Here is a 22,338-nt window from a genome sequence, read left to right as displayed (position 1 = left end):
GGGACTACCCGGTCGAGCGGATGATGCGGGACGCCAAGATCACGCAGATCTACGAGGGCACCAACCAGGTGCAGCGCATCGTGATGGCCCGCCAGCTGCTCAACGGCTGAATCGGGACGGCCCGGTAGCCGCTCGACGGCTCCGGGCCGGGTCAGACCAGCCCGTCGAGCACCATGGCGCTGAACTGGCGCGCCACGTCGTCGACGCTGAGCTTGCCGCCGACGTTGAGCCACTGGTAGGCCCAGGCGCACATGCCGACGAGCCCGAAGGTGACGATCCGGGAGTCGACGTCGGCGCGGAAGACGCCGCGCGCCACGCCGTCCTGGATCATGCCGGCGAAGGCCGCCTCCAGCCGGTCGCGCTTGCGGGTCACCTCGGCGAACAGGTCACCGGTGAGGTAGCGCCGCTCCTGGTAGAAGATGGTGACGTGGGAGCGGTACTCGGCCACGCTGGTCAGGCTGAGCCGGATCAGCTCCGCGACCCGCACCTTCGGGTCGTCGCTGCCGCTCTCGATCCGCTCGATCGCGGCGAGCTGCGCCTCCAGGTACTCCTCCTGGATGTGCCGCAGCAGGTCGTCCTTGCTCTCGAAGTGGTGGTAGAAGGCGCCCTTCGTGAGCCGCGCCTGGTCGGCGATCTCCTGCACCGACGTGCGGTCGAAGCCCCGGCGCTCGAAGAGTTCGAGGGCGCTCGTGATCAGGGATCGACGGGTGTTCTCCGGGTCGTAGCCGTCGGGCCAACGCTGCCGGCGGCGTGTGGTTGCCGGGCGGCTGGACGTCGCACGAGCCATCTGTGGCCTCCGCCTTTCATACCCCGTCAATGTCCCGTCATCCTACCGCCCGGTCGGAAGGTTGTGGGGACCGCGCGCCCGGCGATTCACGCGGGTGACTCCGCGCCCGCTACCAGAAGGGTCGCAACGGCGGTACGTCGTCACCGGCGATGTTCCGGATCACCCGGGCGAGTTCCTGGCGCAGCGCGGTCAGCCCCTCGTCGTCCAGGCTGACGGCCAACCGGGACTCGATCTCGGCCAGGGTGCGGCCCGCCGTCCGCATGTGCTCGCGGCCCTTGTCGGTGAGGACGACGAGCTTGCGACGACCCCCGAGCGGGTACGGGCGGCGCTCGACGTAACCGGCCCCTTCGAGGTAGTCGACGATCTGCCCGGCCGCCTGCTTGGTCACGCCGAGTTGACCGGCCAGCTCGGTGCTGGTGGCACCCGGACCTTGCAGGAGCTGGAAGACGAATCCGTGGATGGGACGCAGGTCGTCGTAGCCGATCGCGTCGAGTTTGGTGACGAACTCGGTGAGGACGAGTTGGAACGCCATGCCCAACAGGAAGGTCAGCGGAGTTCGCTCGAGTGGGTCCGGTTCAGTCATGCAAAACAGCTTGACACAGCCTGCAAGCAGGACTTTACTGACGATACGCAAGTAAAGCTAATTTACTCGGAGGTCGCCGATGAATGTCGTCAGTGAGACGGAAGCCCGCACCACCACCACTCCCGCCGGCCGGATGTTCGGTCTCGCCGGCCCGAGCCAGGGCAGCGCGGAGGTGAGCACCTGGCGCGTGGAGCTCGGCGAGGACGCCGCCACCCCGGTGCACGGCATCGACGCCGAGCAGGTGTGGATGCCGATCTCCGGCGCCTTCGAGGTCACCGTGGGCGACGAGACCAAGCTGGTCAAGGCCGGCCAGGCGCTCGTCCTTCCGGGCGGCGTCACGCGTCAGCTCAAGGCCGTCGGCGGCCCGGCCCAGGCCCTCGTCGCCATGAAGGTGGGCGGCAAGGCCATGCTCCCGAACAGCGACAACAAGGTGCCGCTGCCCTGGGCGGAGTGACCCGCCCCCGGGTGTCGACTCCGCCGAGGTACGGAGGCACCACCAGTCCCGGGCGGGCTGGTGGCGCTTCCTCTCCCCCCATCACCTGGGTTCGATCGCATTACCACCCCTCCGGTTGAGCCTTCGACGCCCGGGTTTGGCGTGGTGATGCCAGTCTGCAAAGGACGGCAATGCAACCCCAAGCTCCCGCGTTACCCCCGCTGACCCCGGCCCGGCGCCGGGCGATCTCGACGCTGATGGCGGTCATCGTACTGATCGTCGTCATGGACATCACCATCATCAACGTCGCGCTGAACCCGATCCAGCTCAGCCTCGGCGCCAGCAACGCCGAACTCCAGTGGTCGCTGGACACCTACCTGATCACGTTCGCCGCCTTCATCTTCACCGGCGGGGTCTGCGCGGACCGGTTCGGTCGCAAGAAGGTCCTCGTCGCCGGGCTGCTGATCTTCGGTATCGCCTCGACACTGGCCGCGTACGCCGCCGACGTCGAGTCACTCATCCTCTGGCGGGCCGTGATGGGCGTCGGCGCGGCCGTCATCCCCACCGTCACGCTGGCCGTCATCATGGCCACCTTCCCCCCGCCTGAGCGCCCGAAGGCCATCGCCACCTGGGCCGCCGCCGCCGGGGTGGCCTTCGCCGTCGGCCCGATCCTGGGCGGCCTGCTGCTGGAGAGCTTCTGGTGGGGCTCGATCTTCCTCATCAACGCCCCGTTGGTGCTGATCAGCGTCGTGCTGATCGCCCTCTGGGTGCCGGAGAGCCGCAGCCCGATGAAGTCGCGTTTCGACCCGCTCGGCGTCCTGCTGTCGATCGTGGCGATCGGCCTGCTGGTCTACGGCATCGTGGTCGGCGGCGAGGACAACGCGTGGCTCTCGCTGCCGGTGCTGGGATCGATCGTCGCCGGGCTGGTGCTGATCGCCGTCCTGGTCCTCGTGGAGAGCCGGATGGCGAGCCCGTCGCTCGACGTGACGCTGCTGCGCAGCAGCCGCTTCTCCGCCGGCACGGCCGCCATCGCCCTGTGCTTCTTCGCCCTGATCGGCGCGATCTTCGTGATCCAGTTCTACTACCAGGCGGTGCGCGGCTACTCCCCCATGCAGGCCGGCCTGCTGATGCTGCCGATGGGCGTGGGCACCGTGCTCACCTCCGCGCGGTCGCCCAAGCTGGCGGCCCGGTTCGGGCCACGCACTGTGGTGGCGGCCGGTGCCGTCGTCATGGCGCTCTCCTTCGTGCTGACCACCCTGATGGACCGGCAGACCGGGGTGTGGCTGCTCATCGTCGCGCAACTGCTGTTCGGCATCGGCTGGGGCTGCATCATGGCGCCCGCCACCGGCTCCCTGATGTCCGTGGTGCCGCTGCCGAAGGCCGGTGCCGGGCAGGCGGTCACGCAGACCGCCCGCCAGGTGGCCGGTGCGCTCGGCGTCGCCGTGATCGGCAGCGTGCTGGGCAGCGTCTACCGCAGCTCCCTCGGCGACGCGGTCGACGTGCTCCCCGCCGGGCTGCGCGACGAGGCCGGTGACTCGATCGGCGGCACCCTGCGGGCGATCGCGTCCGCCGGCCTGACCGACGGACGGGCCACCCTGGTCGACGCCGGTATGGAGGCGTACCTCACCGGTATGCGCGCCGCCATGATCGTGGCCATCGTCGTCGTGCTCGGCGCGGCGGTGATCTCGCTGCGGTGGCTGCCGAAGCAGCTGCCCCCGCCGCCCATGCCGCCCGCGCCCCCGGCGCCACCGGCCACCTCGACGGAGCAGCCGCAGAGCGTGGCGGCCAAGCCGGTGGGCTGACCACTCCCCGCGCGCACCCGGGTCCACGGCCGTGAACGGCCGTGGACCCGCTGCGTCGGGCCCGACGACGGGTCACCTCGGGGACACAGACGACGAAAGCGCCGGGTCACGTCCTTGGTGTGGACGCGACCCGGCGCGTACTCCTGGCACCGGACCGTCGGGGATGGGGACGGTCGGCGGCCCGTCGGCGGATGACCGGCGCGACCGTCGGTGCTCATGTCCCCCGGTCCGTCGACTGACCGGGGAAACAGTGGGCCGGGCTCAGCCCCCCGCGGGCTGCCCGGGCACGGGGACGTGGAAGCCACGGCGGTACCACAACAGCGGCCGCGCCTCGCCCGAGACGTGGACCTCGGTCAGGTGGCCCACCAACAGGTCGTGGTCGCCGACGGTGAGGCGGTCGGCAAGCGTGCAGCGGAACACCGCGTGGGCGTCGCCCAGGTACGGCACCGTGCTGCCGGCCAGGTCCCGGCAGTCCGATCCGGCGAAACGGTCGGCACCCCGGGCCGCGAACCGGCGGGCGGTCCCCTGCTGCTCCTCGCCGAGCAGGTTCACCGCGAACTCGCCGGCGTCCACCATGGCCGTGAAGCAGCTCGACTCGTGCCCGATGCCGACGACGAGCAGGGGCGGTGCCAGCGAGGCGGAGACCACCGAACTGGCGGTGAAACCCCAGCGTCGCCCCTCGCGGTCTCGGGTGGTGACCACGGTCAGCGGTGCCGCGAGAAGCGACATCGCGTCGCGGAACGCCACGCTGTCCAGGACTGGTCGTACCGCACCGACGGGTGTTCCCACGGCCGTTCCTCCCTCGTGCCTGACCGTGCCCGGATGCCCGGAGCACGGCGCGGACGGTCAACGGGGCGACGACGCCCGGCGGGCGGCCTCCCGGGCCTGTGCCGAGAAGTCACCGCGGTTCTCCGACACCCATCGCTGCGAGGCCCGGCGGCTCTCCAGCGCGCCGGTGAAGTGCGGCGCCACGTACCGGGCCAACAGCTCGTAGCTGTGCTTGGTCTGTTCCCGGGTGGCCCAGTCCTGGGTGTTGACGAGCAGGGTGCCGAAACCGCCGCTGTCGGCCTGCATGCGGGCGATCGCCTCGACGGCGTCCTCCACCGATCCGATGATGGCGGTGCGGGTCTCCATCGCCACCTCGGGTTCGCGTCCCTCCGGCAGCTTCGCCTCGGCGCCGACGGTGTCCTGGACGTACTCCCGGAACCAGCGGCCCATCCCGGCGCGGACCTGGTCCATCGCCTCCTGCCGGGTGTCGGCGATGTGCACGCAGATGGCGACGCGCCACGAGGCCCGGTCCATCGTCCTGCCGTGCGCGGCGGCCTCGTCCTCGGCCGCCGCCCACAACTGCGCCAACGGCGGCTCCACCATGCCGGGACGGCCGGCGAAGGTCAGCGCGGACAACCCGTAGCGTCCGGCCAGTCGCATTCCGCGCTCCGAACCGGCGCTGGCCACGGCCACGTCCAGGGACGGCCGGGTGTACGGCTTCAGGTGCAGCCGGGCGTCGCGCAGCTCGAACCAGTCGGTCTTGCGGGTCAGCGGGGTGGGGTCGGTCAGCAGGTGGACGACGGCGTCGAGCGACTCGGCCATCATCCGCCGCTGGTCGGAGGCGGCGATGCCCATCATGTGCGCGTCGGCCGGCGAGACGCCCGCGCCGACGCCGAACATGGCCCGGCCCCGGCTCTGGTGGTCGAGCTGCACCACGCGGTTCGCGGCGGTGAGCGGGTGATGGTACGGCAGGCTGATCACGCCGGTACCCAGTCTGATCCGCCGGGTCCGCTCGGCGGCGGCGGCCAGGAACACCTCCGGGGAACTGATCGTCGACCAGCCGCCGGAATGGTGCTCGCCGACCCACGCCTCGTCGATGCCGAGGGTGTCCAGCCATTCGATGAGGTCCAGGTCGCGCCAGATCGCGGTGGTCGGATCCTCGCCGAGGGAGTGGAACGGCGGGATGAACGCGCCGAACGTGAGGGACATCGAACTCACCCTTCAGTCAGTGGGGAAACCTGCGGATCCGCTGCGGGCGGGGGCAGGAGCTTGCCGATCTCGTCGGCCAGCACGTCGAGGTGGGGCTGCTGCATCACGGTGTAGTGGTCGCCCGGCACGTCGAGGCGGACCGCGTCGGTGACCAGGTCCATCCACGCCTGGGTGGTCTCCACGTCGGCGCCGCCGTCGCGGGCGCGCAGGAAGCAGACCCGACCGGAGTAGGGCTGCGGCTGGTGGTCGAGCAGGGCCCGGAAGTTGCGGGAGAAGCGGTCCGCGATGGCGGTGAGCGTGTCCAGGTCCACCTCGGCCGGCAGGACCTCGCGGCGGCGCGCCTCGGCGTACAACAGGTCCAGCGCCGAGTTGTCCGCCTCGGGGGTGAAGGTGGCCGGGTCGGGTCGCCACACCCGGCCGGTCAGCCCGGCCAGGTCGCGGGCCAGCCAGGACAGCAGCACCGTCTCGTCGACGGCGTCCTCGCGTCGCCGGGGCGGCTCCATGATGTCCACGGCGAGCACCACCTCGACCTCCGCCCCGGTGGCGGTGATCTGGCGGGCCATCTCCAGCGCGATCATGCCGCCCATCGACCAGCCGCCGAGACGGTACGGTCCGGCGGGGAACTCCCGCCGCACCACGTCCACGTAGTGCGCGGCGAGCTCCGCCAGGCTCTGCGGGGCCGGGTCCACGTCGGGCACCTGCAACCCGTAGAACGGCTGCCCCGGTCCCAACCGGTCGGCGAGTGCGGAGTAGCAGAGCACGTCGCCGCCGACCGGGTGGACGAAGAACACCGGGACCGCGTCCCCGCCGGTCCGGATCGGCACCAGGGCCGCCCGACGGTCCGGTGCGGAGGTGTCCCGGACCAGGTCGGCCAGGTGCCGGATCGTCGGCCGGGCGAAGAGTTCCGCAAGCGGCAGCACCCGACCGGTACGCGCCCGGATCCGCGCCATCAGGCGTACCGCGAGCAGCGAGTTGCCGCCCAGGGTGAAGAAGTTCTCGGTGACGCCCACCCGGTCCCGCGCGAAGAACTCGGCCCAGAGGTCGGCGAGTTGCCGCTCCACCTCGTCGCGGGGCAGGGCCGACTCACCCTCGGCGTCGCCGCTGTCCGGCTCCGGCAACGCCGACCGGTCGATCTTGCCGTTGGCACTCATCGGCAACTCGTCCAGGACCGTCAGGTGCTGCGGCACCATGTACTCCGGCAGCATCCGCCGCAGCGCCTGGTCGATCGCCTTGACCGCGATCTCGCCCGGCTCGGCGTGGTCCGGGTCGGCGTGGTCCGGATCGAGCACCACGTAGCCGTGCAGGCGCTTGGCGCCCTGCCTGGCACCGTGCGCGACGACGGCGGCGGAGCGTACCCCCTCGCACTGCGACAGCGCGGCCTCGATCTCCCCCAGTTCGATGCGGTAGCCCTGCACCTTGACCTGGAAGTCCTCCCGGCCGAGGAACTCGATCAGGCCGTCCGGCAGATAACGACCCAGGTCTCCCGTGCGATAGAGGCGCTCGCCGGTGAGGGGGTGGCGGACGAAGGCGGCCCGGGTGCGTTCGTCGTCGTTGAGGTAGCCCTGCGCCAGGCCGACACCGCCGATGTACAGGTCCCCGGTGACCCAGACCGGGCAGGGTTGCAGCGCGTCGTTGAGCACGTGGAACTGCTGGTTGCGCATGGGCAGGCCGTAGGGGACGCTCGCCCAGCGCGGGTCGACCGCGTCGATCGGGTACAGGATGGACCAGATCGCCGCCTCGGTCGCCCCGCCCAGGCTCCAGAGGGCGGCCTGCGGCGCGACCTGACGGAGCCGGTCCGGCAGGGTCACCGGGATCCAGTCCCCGCTCATCATCACCACCCGCAGCGGGATCGGGCGGTCGTCGGTGCGGGTCAGGACGTGTTCGGCGAACATCTCCGCCAGGGCGGGCACGCTGTTCCAGATCGTCACCCGGTGCGTGGTGACCAGTTCCCACCACCGTTCCGGTTCCCGTTGCGCCTCCGGCGGGGGCAGGACGACGGCGCCACCGACACCCAGGAGTCCGAACACGTCATAGACGGAGAGGTCGAAGTTGAGGGCGGAGAGCGCCAGCACCCGGTCCTCGGCGGTCACCCCGAAGCGCTCGTTGACGTCGTCGATCGTGTTCCGCGCGCTGGTGTGGGTGATCATGACGCCCTTGGGCAGGCCCGTCGACCCGGAGGTGAAGATGACGTACGCGAGGCTGTCGGGGCTGGCCTGGCGGGCACGGGCGGACCGGCGGGTCCGGCCGGTGGGCAGGGTGTCCACGGTGGTGCGGACCACGCCCTCCGGCCACCGGGTCCGCTCCTCGACCCAGGACTGGGTGAGCACCAGCGAGATCGCCGCGCTGTCCAGCAGCAGGCGGAGCCGCTCCGGCGGGACGTGGGCGTCGACCGGCACGTAGGTGGCGCCCGCCTTGAGGACGCCGATCACGGCGACGATCTGCTCCCAGCCCTTCTCCATCACGACGCCGACCAGGGTGCCGGGGCCGGCGGCGTTGTCGGCCAGCCACTGCGCCACCCGGTCGGAGCGGCGGTCGAGGTCCCGGTAGGTCAGGCGACGGTCCGTGGTGATCACCGCCGGCCGGTCCGGGTACCGGGCCGCCGCCTGGAGGAACGGCGCGTGCAGCAGCCCCGCCGGCACCGGGCCGGTGGTGGCGTTCACCGCGCGTCGGACCGCCAGATCCGTCTCCGGGGTCAGCACGGGGGCCGGGCGACGCCAGGTCGACTCGTCACGGCACAGGTCGCGCAACGTCCCGACGTACGCGTCGAACATCGCGTCGATCATCCCGGCCGGGAACAGTTCCTCGATCACGTCCCAGTTGACGACCAGCGCACCGGCGTCCTCGACGACCTGGTGGTCCAGCCACACCTGGGGCGTCCGGATGGAACTGGCCACCTCGCGGCCACCGGAGCCGAGGTCGAGCAGGTGCTGGGCCAGCCCGGTGGCCGCCGCGCCGTCGTCCTTGGCGGCGAAGTTCACCGTGCTGGCGAAGACCACGGGCATGGTCGCCCGGGCCGAGCCGCCACCGGCCGCGTTCAGTTCGCGCAGCACCTGCACGCCGCTGAACTGGCTGTGTTCCAGGTCGCTCCAGAGCTGCCGTTGCACCCGCACGGCGCGGGTGCCGAAGTCGTCGGTACGGGTGCTGTCGACCTCCAGCAGCGACGTGGTGCTGAAGTTGCCGAGCATCCGGCTGACGTCCGGGTGCACCGGTGCCCGGTTGAAGAAGAGCACGTTGAGGGTGAACCGGCTGGACTTGCTCCAGGCGGCCAGCACCTGCGCGTACGCGGTGCACAGGGCCGCCGAGGCGGTGACGCCCCGAGCGGTGGCGAACTGCTTGAAGCGCGTCCAGTCGGCCGTGTCCAGGCGTGCCGACCGGTGTGTGAAGACCGGCCGGTCCACCTGGGCCGGGCTCGTGGCCAGCGGCAGCTCCGGTGCCGGGGGCAGGTGTTCCAGCCGCCGCATCCAGTACTCCCGGGCCTCGGTGTGCCGGGGCCCGCCGATCTCCTGCTCGCGGGCCAGCACGTAGTCGCGGAACGTCAGCTCCAGCGGCGGGAGCGACGCGTCGTCGCCCCGGTAGGCGGCGGCCAGTTCGCGGAAGAGCATCGACGTGCTCCAGGCGTCGATGATGAGCGCGTCGAAGCCGAAGTGCAGCCGGGTGCGGTGCGCGTCGACCCGGGTCGCCCGGACGTCGAACAACGGCCAGACCGTGGTGTCGAAGACCTGGGTGGTCATCTCGGCACGGATCTCGTCGAGCCGCTCGTCGCGTCGCCGGTCGCTCTCGGCGCGCAGGTCGACCACCCGGATGCGGTACGGCGGCACCTGCGGCAGGACCCGCTGGTGGCCCTCGGGGCTGACCACCGCCCGCAGCATGTCGTGGCGGTCCACCATCCGGCGCAGTGCCGCGCCGAGGCGGTCGACGTCGAGCTGCTCGATGTCGACCTCCAGGAAGAAGTACGTGGAGGTGTTGCCGAGTTCGAACGCGTCGGAGCGACCGACCAGGTACGCCTGTTGCAGGTCGGTGAGCGGGAACGGTGCGTACCGGTCGGCCGGGGCCGGTCGTACGGTGGTGCTCTCCGGGCGTCCGGCCGGCGCAGGCCGGTCCGTCGACGCGGCACCGCCGAGGCGGGTGTGCGCCGTCTCGGCGAGGCTGACGATGCTGCTGCCGTCCAGGAACGCCACCATCGGCAGCGAGACCCCCAAGGCGGCGGAGAGCCCCTCCTTCACCTCCAGCGCCATGAGCGAGTCCAGGCCGAGGTTCTGCACCGGCTCGTGCCGGTCGAGCCCGTCACCGTCGGCGGCGCCCAGGGCGCGGGCGACGGCGTCGGCGACCAGCTTCTCGACGGTCGACCGGTCCAGCGGGCCGGTGGGCACGGCGGTCGGCGGCGGTGACGCGGCCACCGTCGGTGCGGCGGTCACGACGGCTCGGGGTGCGGGGGCGTCGGTGCGCCTGAGGTTCTCCCGGCCGGCGCGCTTGAGCAGGACACCGTCGGCGGAGACGACCGCCCGCCCCGCGTCGTCGTAGAGACGCACCTCTGCGTGCAGCGTCGCCGGGCCCGCCGTGGGCAGCAGCCGTACGTGGCAGTACGACTCGCCGCCGTACGCGGGCATGCCGTGGAAGCGGAACCGTTCGATGCCGACGAGCAGGTAGGCGGCGTCGGCCTGCCGATCGGCGGGGAGGCAGGCGAACAGGGCCTGGAACATGGCGTCGGTGAGACCCGGGTGCAGCAGATAGTCGTCGGTCTCGCCGGGGTGCCCGGCACGCATCCGGGCCACCGCCTCGCCGTCACGCTGCCAGACGTGGTCCACCCACTGGGCGGACGGGCCCAGATAGAGCTTGCGGTGCCACATCCGCCGATAGAACTCGGCTCCGGTCAGCTCCCCGGCCAGGTCGGCCCGGAGTGCGGCGAGGTCGACCGGGGACTCTGGTGCCGACGGCGGCAGCAGGCCGGCGTGGCCCCGGCTGTGCAGCACCCAGGTCGGGTCCGCGTCGGAGTCCGGGTGGGCGGCGTAGTACCGGTAGCCGAGGTGCCCGGTGGCGTCCGGCTCGACCAGCAGGTGGGCGTCGACGGCACGTCCGTGTTCGAGGACCAGGCTCTGGGTCACCGTGCAGTCGGTCACCTCGATCGGGCCCGGTCCGCGCAGGTGCCGGACCGCGGCCAGGGCGGCTTCCAGGTAGACGCCGATGTTCACCACCGGCAGGCCGTCCATCACGCAGTCGCCGAGGCAGGGGTGGCGTGCGGCGTCGAGCCGGGACTCGAACTGGACGACGTCCAGCGGGGACGGCACCCGGCGTCCCAGCAGCGACCGTGATGCGGTGTCCGGGACGGCCGCCGTCGTCTCCCCGGCCCGGTCGGTCGGGACGGTGCGTCCCGGTTCCGCTGCGGGATACCAGTGCCGTTCCCGGCGGAAGACGCTGGTCGGCACCGGTACCCGGCGGCGTCCCCGACCGAGCGTGGTCCAGTCCACCGCGACGCCCCGGGTGTGCAGCGCGCCGAGGCTGTCCAGGATGGTCCGGCAGTCGTCGTGGCCCCTGCGCAGCGACGGCAGGAACAGCCGGGGCCGGTCGACGACGGAGGCGTCGTCGATCCGCCGCACCATCGCGGCGAGCACGGGCGCGGGGCCGACCTCCAGGAAGACCGTGTGGCCGTCGTCGAGCAGGGTCCGGGCGGCATCGGCGAAGCGCACCGTGCCGCGTACGTGCTCGCGCAGGTAGCGGGCCGAGAACCCGTCGGCGCCGTGGTAGGTGCCGGTGACGTTGGAGAGCACCGGGATCCGTGGCGGGTGGTACGTCAGCGTGCCCGCCTCGCGCTCGAACTCGGCGAGCACCGGGTCCATCAGCGGCGAGTGGAAGCCACGGGTGGTGGTCAGCCGCTTGCTGCGGATCCCCTGCGACTCCAGCGTGTCGAGCAGGGTCGCCAGCGCCGCCGGCTCGCCGGAGACGACCACGTCGGCGGGGCCGTTGACCGCGGCGACCGACAGCCGCCCGGCGTACGGCGCGAGTGCCGGTTCGAGCCGGGCCGGCGGAGCCGACACGTTCGCCATCGCCCCGGCGGCGGTGGTGTGCATCAGCTGGCCGCGTCGGGTGGCCAGCCGGAGTCCGTCGGCCAGGTCGAAGACTCCGGCGAGGCACGCCGCGACCAGTTCGCCGACGCTGTGCCCGAGCAGCGCCGCCGGCACGATCCCCCAGGAGCGCCAGAGGGCGGCCAGGGCGTATTCCACCGCGAACAGCGCCGGTTGGGTGTTGCGGGTGTCGTGCAGCGGCACGGCGTCCGGCGCGACGGGTGTGGGTCCGGCGGCGAGCAGGGTGTGCAGCGGCGTGTCCAGCAGCGGTCGAAGCAGTTCCGCGCACTCGTCGATGACCTGCCGGAACACCGGTTCGGTCCGGTACAGCAGGTCGGCCATGCCCGGGTACTGGGCGCCCTGGCCGGTGAGCAGGAACACCACGCCGGGTGTGGCGTGCGGCCGGGCGTGGTCGCGGCGCAGTCCGGGCGCGGTCCTCCCGGCCCGCGCCGCCCGGAGCTGGTCACGCAGGTGGGCGGCGTCGGTGCCGACGGCGGTCAGCCGGTACGGCAGGTGGGCGCGGCCGGTGGCCGCCGAGTGACAGACGTCCGCCACCGCTCCGGCACCGGCCGGCTCGGCCAGCAGTGCCTCGTAGCGGCCGGCGAGTTCGTCGAGGGCCTGCGGGGAACGGGCGGAGATCGGGAGAAGGTGGGCGGTCCGGGGGGACTCGTCGGGCGCGGCCACCGGTTCCGGTGGTCCCTCGGCGACGATCAGGTGGGCGTTGGTGCCGCTGGCACCGAAGGAACTGAGCCCGGCGATGCGGGGGCGGTCGCCGCTGCGCCAGTCCCGGGCGGTGGTGGGGATCTCCAGCGCCATCTCGTCGAGACCGATGTCGGGGTTGACCGTACGCAGGTGCAGGTGCGCCGGGATCCGTTGGTGGCGCAGGCTGAGCACGACCTTGATCAGACCGGCGATACCGGCGGCCGGTTCGAGGTGACCGATGTTGGTTTTCACGGAACCCACCAGCAGGGGCTCGGCCGGGTCCCGCCGGCCGAGGACCGCGTCGGCGGCACGTAACTCGATCGGGTCGCCCAGCGGTGTGCCGGTGCCGTGCGCCTCCAGGTAGCCGACCTCCTCGGGGCGTACCGAGGCGGCCCGCAACGCTGCGCGGATCACCTCCTGCTGGGCGCTGCCGTTGGGTACGGTGATGCCGCCGCTGCGGCCGTCCTGGTTGACCGCCGAGCCCCGGATGACGGCCAGGACCCGGTCGCCCTGGGCGAGCGCGTCGGAGAGTCGCTTGAGCACCACCACCCCGCAGCCCTCGCTGCGGACGTAGCCGTCGGCTGCGGCGTCGAAGGTCTTGCACCGACCGTCGGGGGCCAGCATCCGGGCCCGCGAGGCGACGACCGACCACTCGGGGGCGAGCAGCACGTTGACGCCGCCGGCCAACGCCATCGAGGTCTCCCCCGACCGTAGGCTCTGGCAGGCGAGGTGGACGGCCACCAGGGACGACGAACAGGCGGTGTCGACGGAGAGGCTGGGCCCGGTCAGCCCGAGCCAGTACGACAGTCGGCCGGCGGCGAAGGTCGAGGCGTTGCTCGTCAGCGCGTACGCCTCCAGCGTCGCCGCGTCGACCTCGCGCATCTGGCGTTGGCAGTAGTCGTACGTGGTGACCCCGAACCAGACGCCGGTGGCCGAGCCGGCCAGCCCGTCGGGTGCCTGACCGGAGTCCTCGACGGCCTCCCAGCCGACTTCGAGCAGCAGCCGTTGCTGCGGGTCGAGCCAGGCCGCCTCGCGTTGGGAGATGCCGAAGAAGGCGGCGTCGAACTGGTCGATGTCGTCGAGGAAGCCGCCCCGCCGGGTGTACATCGTGCCGGGCGTCTCCGGTGACGGGTCGTAGTAGCGGTCCACGTCCCACCGGGAGGCGGGAACCTCGGTGATCGCGTCCTCGCCCCGGTCGAGCAGGTGCCAGAACTGGTCGGGGGTGCGGACGCCGCCGGGCATCCGGCAGGCCATCCCGACGATGGCGACGGGTTCGGTCGCCGCCGCGCGGGTCGCGTCGAGTTCGTCGCGCAGACGGCGGATCTCGCGCAGGCTCTCCACCAGGATCGCCTGGCGGTCCTTGGGGCCGGTCATCGGACTTCCCCGGTGCCGGTGGACGCGTTCAGTTCCTCGGCCAACATGTCGAGCAGTTCCTCCTCGGACAGTTCCTCGACGTGTTCCACCACCCGGTGCGGTGCCACCGGCGGCGCTACGTCGAGGTCCGGTGGCGCGTCGTCGCCGGCCCCGGCGACCAGGGCGGTCAGGTGCGCGGTGAGCGCCGCCACGGTCGGGTGTTCGAACATGACGGTGGCGGGGAGCCGGCGGTCCAGTGCGGCGCCGAGCCGGGCACGGATCCGGGCGGCGAGCATGGAGTCCATGCCGAGCTGCACGAAGCCGTCGTGCGGCTCGATCCGCGAGGCGTCCATCCGCAGGATGTCGCAGACCACGTCGAGGACGAGCCGACGGAGATCGTCGGCGGTTCGGGCGGTCGGCCCGGTCGTCGGGTCCGGCGAGGTATCGGTCACCTCCGGTGTGCGCGGCTCCGGTGTGGTCGGCTCGGATGCGGTGGCCGTCGGCCGGGGCCGCGTACGCGGACGGTCGGTCTGGTCGAACCAGAGCCGCTCGTGCTGCCAGGTGTATCCGGGTAGCGGCACCATCGGCACCGGGTCGGGGGCCCGGCGGCGCAGGGCGTCGGACAGTCCGTTGGCGTGCAGGGCACCGAGCACGGTGGCCAGCCCGTACGTCTCCGGTTCGTCGCGTCGCAGCGACGCCAGTGCCAGGCCGTCGCGGTCCGCACGGTCGAAGCCCTCCTCCACCGCGCCGGTGAGGATCGGGTGTGGACTGAGCTCGACGAAGACACCATGGTCCTCGGCGACCAGTGCCTGGACCGCCGGCCAGAACATCACCGGCGCCCGCAGGTTGCGCACCCAGTAGTCCGGGTCGAAGCCGGAGCCGTCGCACCACTGGCGGGTCACGGTGGAGAAGACGGGCACCGTGCCGGCGCGGGGACGGATCCCGGCCAACTCGGTGAGCAGGTCGTCGGTGAGGGCGTCGACCTGCGGGCTGTGCGAGGCGACGTCGACGCGTACCGGCCGGCTGAAGACGTTGTCGGCCCGCAGCCGGTCGGCGATGCGGGCCAGGGTCACCGGGTCACCGGAGAGCACCGTCGACGTCGGGCTGTTGCAGACCGCCACCGACACCAGGTGCTCGTGCCCGGTCACCAGCTCCTCGGCGGCGGCCGTGGGCAGCGCCGCCAGCAGCATCTCGCCCTGCCCGGCGATCCGCAGCAACAACGCGCTGCGCCGGCAGACGATGCGCGCGGCGTCGTCCAGACCCAACGCCCCGGCCAGGTACGCCGCGGCGATCTCGCCCATGCTGTGCCCGACCACGGCGTCCGGTTCGACACCGGCGGCGCGGTAGCGGGCGGCCAGACCGACCGCCATCGCGAACAGGGCCGGTTGGATGACGTCGATACCGGTCAGTTCGGTGCCCTCGGGCAGGCCGTGCACCGCGTCGAGGATGCTGCGGCCGAGCACCCGACGGAACGCCTCGTCGCACTCGGTCACGGCGGCGCGGAAGTGCGGGCAGTGGCGCATCAGCTCCGCGCCCATGCCGGCGCGCTGTCCACCCTGGCCCGGCACCACGAAGACGACCTTGCGTCCGGCCCGGTTGCGGGCCCGGCCACGACTGACGCCGGACGCCTCGCCGGTGTCGAGCCACTCGGTGAGCCGTCGGGCCGCCTCCTCGTGGGTGGCGGCGACCACGGTGAGTCGGTGGTCGTGCTGGGTCCGGCGGACCACGGTGGCGTACGCGATCTCGGCCAGCGGTCGGGCCAGCACCTCGGGGCTGCGCAGATGTGTGACGTAGGCCCGCGCCATCGCGGTCAACGCCTCGGGTGCCGCCGCGGTGAGGGACAGCACGACGGGCTCGCCGTCGGACTCGTCGACGACGACCGGGGTACGCGGCTCGGGCGCCGGCCCGAGCACCACGTGGGCGTTGGTGCCGCCGGCCCCGAACGAGCTGACCGCGCCGTAGCGGCGGTCGGTGGGCACCTCCCAGCTCTGCGCGGTACGCGGAATGAACAGCCGCGTGTCGTCGAGGTCGAGGTGGGGGTTGAGTCTCTCCAGGTGCAGCAGCGGCGGGATCGCGCGGTGCCGGATGCTGAGCGCCACCTTGATCATGCCGACGATGCCCGCGCCGGCCTCCAGGTGACCGAGGTTGGTCTTGGCGGAGCCGAGCGCACACCGGTCCGTCGCGTCGGTGGCCGCGCCGTAGACCTCCCCGAGCGCCTCGACCTCGATCGGGTCGCCGAGTTCGGTGCCGGTGCCGTGTGCCTCCAGGAGGGTGACCTGCCCGGCGTTGACCTGGGCGTTGCGCAGTGCCGTGGTGATGACCGCGCGCTGGGCGTGTCCGCTGGGCGCGGTGAGGCCGTTGGTGAGGCCGTCCTGGTTGACCGCCGAGCCGGCGATCACCGCCCAGATCCGGTCCCCGGCGGCGACCGCGTCGGAGAGGCGCTTGAGCACCACCACGGCGACGCCTTCGCCCCGGCCGTACCCGTCGGCGCGGGCGTCGAAGGTCTTGCACCGGCCGTCCGGCGCCAACGGCAGCCCTCGGGCGTGTGCCTCGGTCAGGGTCGGCGAGAGGATGACGTTCATGCCGCCGACCACGGCGGTGTCGCATTCCCGCGTCCGCAGGCTCTGACCGGCCAGGTGCACGGCGACCAGCGAGGACGAGCAGGCGGTGTCCAGGGTCAGGCTCGGTCCGCGCAGGTCCAGCAGGTACGACAGCCGGTTGGCGATGATGCAGCCGACGCCGCCGACCACCGTGTACGTGTCGACGTCGGCCGGGTCGGCGAGCTGCAACTGGAGGTAGTCGGTGGCGTTGGCGCCGACGAACACTCCGGTGGCGCTGCCCCGGAGCTGGTCGCGGGTGAGGCCGGCGTTCTCCAGCGCCTCCCAGGAGGTCTCCAGGAACAGTCGCTGCTGGGGGTCCATCCGGGCCGCCTCACGCGGGGAGATGCCGAAGAAGTACGGGTCGAAGTCCGCCACCCCGTCGATGAATCCGCCCTGGCGGAACACGTCCCCGGGCGGCGCGTCCTCGGTGTGCCACCGGTCGCGCGGCACCTCCACGATGCCGTCGACACCGTCGATCAGCGCCTGCCAGAACGTCTCCGCCGAGGTGACGCCGCCGGGCAGCCGGCACCCGATGCCGACGATCGCGAGTGGTTCGCGGGCGGAGCGTTCGAGCGCGTCGACCTTCTGCCGGAGTTGCCGGACGGCGGAGAGGGCCGCGGTCAGCGTGGCCTGTGGTCCTGGTGTGGCCGGGTCTCCCGGACGAGATCCGTCGGCCATGTCAGATCATCTCCATCCGTCGGTTGAGCTCGGCGAGTTCCGCCGCCAGCTCCGCTTCGAGGCTGTCCAGCGACTCGTCCGCAGGCGTCGGTGTCGCCGTCGGCGCGGGCTCGGGTCGGCGTGCCGCCGCCGGTTGCCGGGCGTCTTCCGGTTGGCCGAGTCGGTCGGCCAGATGGCGGGTGATCTGGTCGATGGTCGGGTGGTTGTAGATCAACGTCGCCGACAGGCGCAGGCCGGTGAGCCGTTCCAGCCGGTGCCGCAGTTCCAGCGCCATCACCGAGTCGACGCCCATGCTGCGCAGCGGCGTACCCTCGTCGAGGCGGTGTTCCGGCAGGCGGACGACCTCGGCGACGTGGGTCAGCACCGCTGCGGCCAGCAGCGCGCGACGCTGCTGCGGGTCGGTGACCTCGGCCAGGGTCGGCCCGGTGGCGAACTGCGTCGGGGTGGTGTCGTGCGGGGACGCCTCGACGGGCAGGCCACGGGTCCGCACCAGACCGAGCCCGCGCACCTCGACGAGCAGTTCCCCGTCGGGGCCGAACAGGAGTACGTCCGCGACCGGGTACCGCTCGTCGGACACCGGCCGGTGCACCGCGTGCGCCCACGCTGAGGTGCCCGGGGCCCGGTGCACGACCACGCGTTCGGCGCCGGTGCTCAGGTACGCGGTGTCCGGCGTCGCCGTGGCCAGCAGCGGCGCGAGTGCGGACTGCAGGGCGGCGTCCAGCACGGCGGGATGCACGCGGGTGTCCGGCAGCGCGGCCGTGGTGGGCGACCCGATGCGTGCCAGCGCCTCGACATCGTTGTGGCGGATCTCCAGGATTCCCTGGTAGGCGGGGCCGAAGCGCAGTCCCCGGGTGGCGAGGTCGGCATAGAAGACGGCCCCCTCGACCAGGGTGGGCGTACGGGCGGCCACGGCGGCCGGGTCCACCGGTGGTGGTGGGTCCCCGGTGGCGGCGGTGAGCAGGACACGCATCACCGGCGTCGGTCCGTCGTCGCTGACGCCGAAGACCTGGAGCTGTGCCGGACGGGTGGTGGCGTCGAGGGTGACCTGCACCCGGCGGCTGCCCCGGTCAGGGATGGCCAGCGCCTGGCTGAACACCAGGTCGGACAGGACCGACGGGGCGCAGGGCAGGGTCTCGGCGGCGGCGCGCAGGGCGACGTCCACATAGAGCGCGCCGGGGACGACGACCTGGCCGCCGATCCGGTGGTCCCCGATGGCGGCGGTGTCGGCGTCGTACCGCATCTGCCAGTAGTGGTGCCCGGGGACGATCGGTGAGTCCAGGCGGTCGGCGAGCACGGCCGTGGCGGCTCCGGTCGGCGCGGCGACGGGCGGGGGCGTGTCGCCGCCGTCGAAGCCGGCCATGCCCTCCGGCCAGTACCGCTCCCGCTGCCAGGGGTAGGGCGGCAGCGTGACCCGAGCGTCGCCGGGGGTGAGTGCCCGGTCGAGCGCGACCGAAACACCGGCCACGTGCAGGGCGCCGAGGGTGGACAGCAGGGTGTCCCGTTCCGGTTCGTGCCGACGCATGCTGGCCAGGACGGTGACGGTGCCGTCGGAGGCGGCGGCCACCTGTTCGACCGCCGGCAGCAGGATGGGGTGTGGGCTGGCCTCCACGAACACGCCGGCACCGTCGGCCAGCAGTCGGGCGATCTGGTCGCCGAAGAGCACCGGTTCGCGCAGGTTGTCGACCCAGTAGTCGGGCGAGAGGTCGGTGCCGTGCACGACCGTGCCGGTGACCGTGGAGTACAGCGGGAGGCGGGCGGCATGGTGGGTGAGCCCGTCGAGCGCGGCCAGCAGGTCGTCGCGGAGCACGTCCATCTGCGGGCTGTGCGAGGCGACGTCGACGTTGACCCACCGGCAGAACACGGCGGCGCGTTCCAGCGTCTCGGCGATGCCGGTGAGGGCCGCCACGTCACCGGAGAGCACGGTGGAGCGGGGGCTGTTGTTCACCCCGATGGACACCACCGCCTCGTGTCCGCTGATCGCCTCCCGGGCCTCGTCGACGGTCAGTTCCACGGCGAGCATCGCGCCCTGGCCGCTGAGCCGGCGCATCAGCCGGCTGCGTCGGCAGATGATCTGCGCGGCGTCGTCCAGGCTGAGGATGCCGGCGACGTGTGCGGCGGCGACCTCGCCCATGCTGTGGCCGACGACGGCGTCGGGGGTCACTCCCCAGGCACGCCACTGTGCCGCGAGCGCGACCTGCACCGAGAAGAGCAGGGGCTGCACCACGTCGATCGGGCCGAAACTCGCGGCGTCGGGCGGCTGGCGCAGCAGGTCGCGGACCGACCGGCCGAGGTGCGGGCGGCAGGCGGCGTCGCAGGCGCGGATCGCGGCGTCGAACGCCTCCGCGCGGCCCAGCAGACCCTGCCCCATACCCACCCACTGGGAGCCCTGACCGGGGAAGACGAACACGGTACGCGGCGGCGCGTCGACCGCCCGGTCGCTCACGGCGAGGCCGACGACGCGTTCACCGGCGGCGAACCGGCCCAGGTGCTCGGCGAGTTCGGGCACCTGGTGGGCGACCACCGCGAGCCGGTGCGACTGTCCGGAACGGCGGAGCGCGGCGGCGGCCAGGTCGGCCATGGAGGGTGGGTGTTCCGCCGGGGTGCCGATCCCGGCGGCGACCTGCCGGGCCAGGTCGCGCAGCGCCTGCGGGTGCTGCGCGGAGAGGGTGACCAGTTCGGCGGTGTCCTCGTGGTGGGCGGGCGGGCGGACGTCGAGGCCGAGGGCGCGGCACTCGGCCAGCGTCTCCGCCAGGCCGTGGTCGTCGTCGCGGCGCAGGGTGGGCAGCACCTGCGCGGGCCGGTCGACGTTCTCGACGCTCTGCCGCAGCGCGGGCAGCAGCACCGGAGCGGCACTGATCTCCAGGAACAGGTCGTGGCCGTCGTCGAGGAGGAACCGGACGGCGTCGGCGAGCAGCACCGGCTGGCGCAGGTTCCGGACGAAGTAGTCGGCGCCGGCCTGCCGCCAGTCGAGCGGGCGGCCGGTCACCGTCGAGATCATCGGTAGGCGTCCGGGGCGCGGGGTGAGCCCGGCCAACGCGGTCCGCAGGTCGTCGCTGACCAGGTCGATCGCCGGCCCGTGCGCAGCCAGGTCGACCCGGATCAACGAGCAGAGCACCCCGTCGGCCTTCCACTGCGCGACGAGCGTCCGCAGCGTCTCCCGGTCACCGGTGAGGGCGGTGGAGCGGGGTCCGTTCTCGGCGGCGACCACGGCGGCGAGGCCGCGCTCGGTGAGCAGGGCGGTCACCTCGGCGGCGGAGAGTTCGACCAGTGCCATGCCGCCGCCGGTGCCGGCTACCCGCCGCTGCTGGTCGCTGTAGTGGTGGATGAGGTGCACCGCGGCGGTGAGGTCGAGGATGCCGGCGATGACCGCGGCGGCCACCTCGCCGAGACTGTGTCCGACGACCGCGTCCGGCCGTATCCCCCGGTCCTCCAGCCAGGCGGCCAGGCCGACCTGGACGGCGAACAGCAGTGGCTGCATGACGCCCACGTCCTCGGCGTCCTCGCGGCCCCGGTCCCGGAACATCTCCTCGACCAGGGATATGCCGGTCAGCCGGTGGAACTCGTGGTCGCACCGCCGCACCACGGCACGGAAGACCGGTTCCGTCCGGTAGAGGTCGCGGCCCATGCCCGTCCACTGCTGACCGTACGGGGAGCAGACGAAAGCGACCCGGGGACGGGTGCCCTCGGGTCGGGTTCTCTCGACGGGCGGCACCGTCATCCGGGCGGGTTCTGTCCAGCCCTCCAGCACGAGGTGCACGTTGGTGCCGCCCCAGCCGAACGCGCTCACGCCGGCCAGCGGCGGCTGCTGCGCCGGCCACGGCTCCACCTCGGTGGGTACGCGCAGCCGCAGGTCGTCGAAGGCGATGTGCGGGTTGGGCCGGTCGAAGTGCAGGTTCGGCGGGATCGCCCGGTGCCGCAGCACCAGGACGGCCTTGAGCAGGCCGGCGACGCCCGCCGCGCCTTCCAGGTGCCCGATGTTGGTCTTGACCGAGCCGATGACCAGGTTCTGCTGCGGTGGCCGGTCGGCGCAGAGCACCGCGCTGAGGGCGCCGGCCTCGATCGGGTCGCCGAGCATGGTGCCGGTGCCGTGCGTCTCGACGTAGTGCACCTCGCCCGGGTCGACGCCCGCCCGCCGGTACGCCTCGCGCAGCACCTCCTCCTGCGCGACGGGGTTCGGCGCGGTGAGGCCGTTGCTGCGGCCGTCGTTGTTGGTCGCGGAGCCCCGGATCGTGCAGTAGATGTCGTCGCCGTCGGCCAGCGCCAGGCGCAGGGGCCTGAGCACCAGCGCGACGGCGCCCTCCCCTCGGCCGAAGCCGTCCGCGTCGGCGGAGAACGCCTTGCACCGGCCGTCGGGCGCCAGCCCGCCGAAGCGGGTCAGCGCCACCATGGACGTGGGGTCGAGCAGCAGGTTGACCCCACCGGCGATGGCCGTCGTGGACTCTCCCGCCCAGATGCTCTGGCAGGCCAGGTGCACGGCGAGCAACGACGATGAGCAGGCGCTGTCGACCACGACGCTGGGTCCGCGCAGCCCGAGGGCGTACGACAGCCGGTTGGCCACCATGTTGAGCGCACGTCCGGTCGCCGAGTGCGAGGTCAGCCGGGACGCGGCACGCTGGGCCAGATCGGCGAAGTCGTGCCAGATGGCGCCGACGAAGACGCCCGTACGGCTACCGTCGAGTCGCCCGTCGGCCAGGCCGGCGTCCTCCATCGACTCCCACGCGACCTCCAGGAAGAGTCGCTGCTGGGGGTCCATCTCCTGGGCCTCGCGGGGCGAGATGCCGAAGAACAGTGGATCGAAGCCGTCGATGCGGCCGGGGAGGAACCCGGCCTGCGCGGTGACGGCCGTCGCCGGGTCGGCCGGTCCCCCACCGACCGGCGACTCCGGGTTCCACCGGTCCGGCGGCACCTGACGCACCGCGTCCGACCCGTCGAGCAGGGCACGCCAGAACTGGGCAGGTCCGTCACCGGCCGGTAGCCGGCAGGAGAGGCCGACGACGGCGATCGGGTCGTTGATGGTCGTCGGCGCGGCGGCGGGCGCCGCGATTCCGGTGACACGGGCGCCGTCGAGCACGCCCTCCAGCAGGCCGGTCGTCAGGCTGCGGACGGTCGGTCTGGCGAACAGCAGCGTCACCGGCACCGGTCGGCCGAGCAGGTCGGCCAGAGCCTTCACGAGATGCGTCGCCCGCAGCGAGTCCAGCCCGTAGCTGGAGAATTTGTCGTCCTGCCTGATGGTGGCGGGATCACGACCTACGAGGCGGCCGATTTCCGCGAGGAGCCAGTCGGCCAATTCGTCGTAGCGCATCGGCGCAGAGGAATTCCTGTCTTCCGCCGTCAATTCTTACCCCCGTCGGGCAAAGCGGTTAA

The 22,338-nt window shown here is 72.6% G+C and carries 10 protein-coding genes; 3 read left to right on the top strand and 7 right to left on the bottom strand.

The window, feature by feature from the left end; all coding sequences use genetic code 11:
* Positions 1 to 110 (top strand): acyl-CoA dehydrogenase family protein (locus tag ABZ738_RS20295; protein WP_357215246.1); only part of this gene is annotated, 110 nt, incomplete at its 5' end.
* A gap of 41 nt (positions 111 to 151) precedes the next feature.
* On the opposite strand, the gene ABZ738_RS20290 is transcribed toward ABZ738_RS20295, so the two are convergent.
* Positions 152 to 787 carry a TetR/AcrR family transcriptional regulator gene (locus tag ABZ738_RS20290; RefSeq protein ID WP_131052241.1) on the bottom strand — a complete coding sequence of 212 codons (636 nt, stop codon included), beginning with the start codon at positions 785 to 787 and terminating at the stop codon, positions 152 to 154.
* Between the two features lie 109 nt (positions 788 to 896).
* Complete coding sequence (locus ABZ738_RS20285; RefSeq protein WP_176093715.1) at positions 897 to 1,370, bottom strand: MarR family transcriptional regulator; 474 nt, start codon at positions 1,368 to 1,370, stop codon at positions 897 to 899.
* A gap of 79 nt (positions 1,371 to 1,449) precedes the next feature.
* Here ABZ738_RS20285 and ABZ738_RS20280 point away from each other — a divergent pair, with 79 nt between their 5' ends.
* Complete coding sequence (locus tag ABZ738_RS20280; protein WP_131052239.1) at positions 1,450 to 1,824, top strand: cupin; 375 nt, start codon at positions 1,450 to 1,452, stop codon at positions 1,822 to 1,824.
* 170 nt (positions 1,825 to 1,994) lie between these two features.
* The gene (locus ABZ738_RS20275) at positions 1,995 to 3,605 is read left to right on the top strand and encodes an MFS transporter (RefSeq protein WP_131052238.1); all 1,611 of its coding nucleotides are present in this window, start codon (positions 1,995 to 1,997) and stop codon (positions 3,603 to 3,605) included.
* A 261-nt stretch (positions 3,606 to 3,866) separates the two neighbouring features.
* Here ABZ738_RS20275 and ABZ738_RS20270 read toward each other — a convergent pair whose 3' ends face one another.
* Genes ABZ738_RS20270 through ABZ738_RS20250 form a run of 5 tightly spaced genes read right to left on the bottom strand, consistent with a single transcriptional unit; the run spans position 3,867 to position 22,276 of the window.
* The gene (locus ABZ738_RS20270; RefSeq protein WP_236145639.1) at positions 3,867 to 4,394 is read right to left on the bottom strand and encodes a flavin reductase family protein; all 528 of its coding nucleotides are present in this window, start codon (positions 4,392 to 4,394) and stop codon (positions 3,867 to 3,869) included.
* Positions 4,395 to 4,451: 57 nt separating this feature from the next.
* Positions 4,452 to 5,582, bottom strand: coding sequence for an LLM class flavin-dependent oxidoreductase (locus ABZ738_RS20265; protein WP_357215224.1), 1,131 nt, complete (start codon positions 5,580 to 5,582; stop codon positions 4,452 to 4,454).
* A 5-nt stretch (positions 5,583 to 5,587) separates the two neighbouring features.
* Positions 5,588 to 13,717, bottom strand: coding sequence for an amino acid adenylation domain-containing protein (locus ABZ738_RS20260; protein ID WP_357215221.1), 8,130 nt, complete (start codon positions 13,715 to 13,717; stop codon positions 5,588 to 5,590).
* Positions 13,714 to 16,974: a type I polyketide synthase gene (locus tag ABZ738_RS20255; RefSeq protein ID WP_357215218.1), complete on the bottom strand. Its 3,261-nt coding sequence runs from the start codon at positions 16,972 to 16,974 to the stop codon at positions 13,714 to 13,716. The genes ABZ738_RS20260 and ABZ738_RS20255 overlap by 4 nt, the downstream gene beginning before the upstream one ends.
* A gap of 1 nt (position 16,975) precedes the next feature.
* On the bottom strand, positions 16,976 to 22,276 hold the full coding sequence (locus ABZ738_RS20250; RefSeq protein ID WP_357215215.1) for an acyltransferase domain-containing protein: 5,301 nt from the start codon (positions 22,274 to 22,276) through the stop codon (positions 16,976 to 16,978).
* Between the last annotated feature and the right edge of the window lie 62 nt (positions 22,277 to 22,338).

The sequence above is a fragment of the Micromonospora sp. NPDC047793 genome (genome assembly GCF_040642635.1).
GTDB lineage: Bacteria > Actinomycetota > Actinomycetes > Mycobacteriales > Micromonosporaceae > Micromonospora.
Note: the sequence above shows the minus strand (reverse complement) of the source record. Positions and strands in the feature narration are given on the sequence as shown.

Coding starts and splice junctions, on each gene's coding strand:
- ABZ738_RS20255 (WP_357215218.1), bottom strand. CDS start 16,974: ATGGCCGACGGATCTCGTCCGGGAGACCCGGCCACACCAGGACCACAG.
- ABZ738_RS20260 (WP_357215221.1), bottom strand. CDS start 13,717: ATGACCGGCCCCAAGGACCGCCAGGCGATCCTGGTGGAGAGCCTGCGC.
- ABZ738_RS20275 (WP_131052238.1), top strand. CDS start 1,995: ATGCAACCCCAAGCTCCCGCGTTACCCCCGCTGACCCCGGCCCGGCGC.
- ABZ738_RS20290 (WP_131052241.1), bottom strand. CDS start 787: ATGGCTCGTGCGACGTCCAGCCGCCCGGCAACCACACGCCGCCGGCAG.
- ABZ738_RS20285 (WP_176093715.1), bottom strand. CDS start 1,370: ATGACTGAACCGGACCCACTCGAGCGAACTCCGCTGACCTTCCTGTTG.
- ABZ738_RS20250 (WP_357215215.1), bottom strand. CDS start 22,276: ATGCGCTACGACGAATTGGCCGACTGGCTCCTCGCGGAAATCGGCCGC.
- ABZ738_RS20265 (WP_357215224.1), bottom strand. CDS start 5,582: ATGTCCCTCACGTTCGGCGCGTTCATCCCGCCGTTCCACTCCCTCGGC.
- ABZ738_RS20280 (WP_131052239.1), top strand. CDS start 1,450: ATGAATGTCGTCAGTGAGACGGAAGCCCGCACCACCACCACTCCCGCC.